2 protein-coding genes and 1 pseudogene are annotated in these 2,778 nt (G+C 64.4%); all 3 read right to left on the bottom strand.

Features of this window, described 5'->3' with window-relative positions:
- On the bottom strand, positions 1-1,952 hold a 1,952-nt coding region (pnp, locus tag Q8Q77_RS10970), incomplete at its 3' end, for a polyribonucleotide nucleotidyltransferase (protein ID WP_305583613.1).
- A gap of 241 nt (positions 1,953-2,193) precedes the next feature.
- Positions 2,194-2,463 carry a 30S ribosomal protein S15 gene (gene rpsO / locus Q8Q77_RS10965; protein ID WP_305583612.1) on the bottom strand — a complete coding sequence of 90 codons (270 nt, stop codon included), beginning with the start codon at positions 2,461-2,463 and terminating at the stop codon, positions 2,194-2,196.
- Positions 2,464-2,466: 3 nt separating this feature from the next.
- Positions 2,467-2,778: pseudogene (locus Q8Q77_RS10960) on the bottom strand (tRNA pseudouridine(55) synthase TruB); the annotation flags it as partial.

Raw genomic sequence — 2,778 nt, 5'->3', positions numbered from 1 at the left:
ACCAGGCCGTCCTTGGCGCCGAAGAAGTTCACGAAGGCGCCGAAGTCGACGATCTTCACGACCTTGCCGGTGTAGATGGCGTTCAGTTCCGGCTCCGAGGCGATGGACTTGATCCACTCCTTGGCCGCGTCGATCTTCGACTGATCGCTGGCCGAGACCTTGATCGTGCCATCGTCTTCGATGTCGACCTTGGCGCCGGTCTTTTCCACGATCTCGCGGATCACCTTGCCGCCCGAACCGATCACTTCGCGGATCTTGTCGACCGGGACCTTCATGGTCTCGATCTTCGGGGCGAACTCGCCCAGTTCCGCGCGCGGGGCTTCCATGGCCTTGGCCATCTCGTCGAGGATGTGCTTGCGGCCACCCTTCGCCTGCTCCAGCGCCTGCTTCATGATCGCTTCGGTGATGCCGGCGATCTTGATGTCCATCTGCAGGGAGGTGATGCCGTCCTCGGTGCCGGCGACCTTGAAGTCCATGTCGCCCAGGTGATCTTCGTCACCCAGGATGTCCGACAGGACCGCGAAGCCGTCCTTCTCGAGGATCAGGCCCATGGCGATGCCGGAGACCGGCTTCTTCAGGGGCACGCCCGCATCCATCAGGGCCAGCGAGGAACCGCAGACCGAGGCCATCGAGGACGAGCCGTTGGACTCGGTGATCTCGGAGACCAGGCGGATGGTGTAGGGGAAGTCTTCCTGCTTCGGCAGCATCGGACGGATCGCCCGCCAGGCCAGCTTGCCGTGGCCGACTTCGCGGCGGCCCGGCGCGCCCATGCGGCCCGTCTCCCCGACCGAGAACGGCGGGAAGTTATAGTGCAGCATGAACTTCTCGTAGTACTTGCCTTCCAGCGCGTCGATCAGCTGCTCGTCGTCGCCGGTGCCCAATGTGGCCACGACCAGGGCCTGGGTTTCACCGCGGGTGAACAGCGCCGAGCCGTGGGCCCGGGGCAGGACGCCCACTTCCGAGACGATCTGGCGGACCTTGTCGACGGTGCGGCCGTCGATACGGATGCCGGTGTCCAGGATGTTGCGGCGGACGACGTCGGCTTCCAGCTCCTTGAACACCGCGCCCAGCTTGTCGGGGGCGATGCCGGCCGGATTGGCGTCGGACTTGCCGAACTTTTCCGTGCCCTTGGCCTTGGCCTTGGCGACCGCGTCCTGGCGCTCGCCCTTGGCGACGATCTTGTAGGCGGCGGCCAGGTCCTTGCCGATCGCCTTCTTCACTTCGGCCTTGATGGCGTCGGTGTCGTCCGGCGCGAACTCGAAGGGCTCCTTGGCGGAGTGCTCGGCCAGTTCGATGATCGCTTCGATCACGGGCTGGATGCCGGCGTGGGCGAACATGACGCCCTTCAGGACCTCGTCCTCGCTGAGCTCCTGGATCTCGGACTCAACCATCATCACCGCCTCGTTGGTGGAGGCGACGACCAGGTCCATGGCCGACTCCTTCATCTCGTCGAGGGTCGGGTTCAGGATGTACTCGCCGTTGACGTAACCCACGCGGGCCGCGCCGATCGGGCCCATGAACGGGGCGCCGGAGATCACCAGGGCCGCGGAAGCCGCGACCAGGGCGACGATGTCGGGATCATTCTCGAGGTCGTGGGCCAGCACCGTGCAGACCACCTGGACTTCGTTCTTGAAGCCCTTGACGAACAGCGGGCGGATCGGACGATCGATCAGGCGGCTGGTCAGGGTTTCCTTTTGGCTGGGCGCGCCCTCGCGGCGGGGGAAGGAGCCCGGGATCTTGCCCGCGGCGTAGAACTTCTCCTGGTAGTTCACGGTAAGGGGGAAGAAGTCCTGACCCGGCTTGGCGCTCTTGGCGAAGACGGCGGTGGCCAGCACCATGGTCTCGCCGTAGGTGGCCAGGACCGCGCCGTCGGCTTGACGGGCCATGCGGCCGGTTTCGAGCGTGAGCGTCTTGCCGCCCCACTCGATGGTCTTGCGTTTGATATCGAACATTTTTCTTCTTTCTATCCCGCGGGCGTATTCCCGGCGGGGACGGACAGGGCGTCGGACTTCCGAAATCCTCTCCAACTGACGGGCGGGGTGAGGACTTCTTGAGCCCTCGGCGTGTAGCGGAGCGCCCGACCATGGGCGCCCGGATCGCCGCTTGATCGTTCCGGCCTGTCGCGGAACGAGCGGCGCTATGGATAGGCCTGATACGCAAAGCCCCCGGTTTTCCCGGGGGCCGACCGAAGTCTTAGCGGCGCAGACCCAGCTTTTCGATCAGGGCCTGATAGCGTCCGGCGTCGGAGAGCTTCAGGTGATCGAGAAGACGGCGGCGCTGGGAAACCATCTTCAGAAGGCCCCGGCGCGAATGGTTGTCTTTCTTGTGGGTCTTGAAGTGCTCGGTGAGGTTGGCGATCCGCTCGGAGAGGATCGAAACCTGCACTTCGGCGCTTCCGGTGTCGCCGTCGGAACGGCCGTGGGTCTTGATGAGCTCAGCTTTGCGCTCAAGAGTAATCGACATCGGTTAGTCTCCGCTCTTATCCAGATGAAAGACCCGCGAGGGCTCGAGCTTGCCCGCACGCATCTCGCAGAGCGCCACCATCACGCCGTCCGCCATGGCCGAAACGGTTCGGGTCCCGGGGTTTAGCCGGGCCTTCAATGCTTCGACCTGTCGGGGAACGAGAACGATCGGCCGTCCCTGCTTCAACTTGAAGGCGTCTTCGGTGGTCACGGCCAGCTCCGGGATGTCGTCCAGGGCGGTCTCGACCGGAAGCAGGGCCTCCAAGCAGCGGGCCTTATGGCCCAAATCCTCAAGCAATTCCAGTGTTATCGCATC

Source organism: Phenylobacterium sp. (genome assembly GCF_030698145.1).
Classification (GTDB): domain Bacteria; phylum Pseudomonadota; class Alphaproteobacteria; order Caulobacterales; family Caulobacteraceae; genus Phenylobacterium.
Note: the sequence above shows the minus strand (reverse complement) of the source record. Positions and strands in the feature narration are given on the sequence as shown.

Bases quoted from the DNA above. Each gene is read 5' to 3' on its own strand.
- rpsO (WP_305583612.1), bottom strand. From the start codon at position 2,463: ATGTCGATTACTCTTGAGCGCAAAGCTGAGCTCATCAAGACCCACGGC.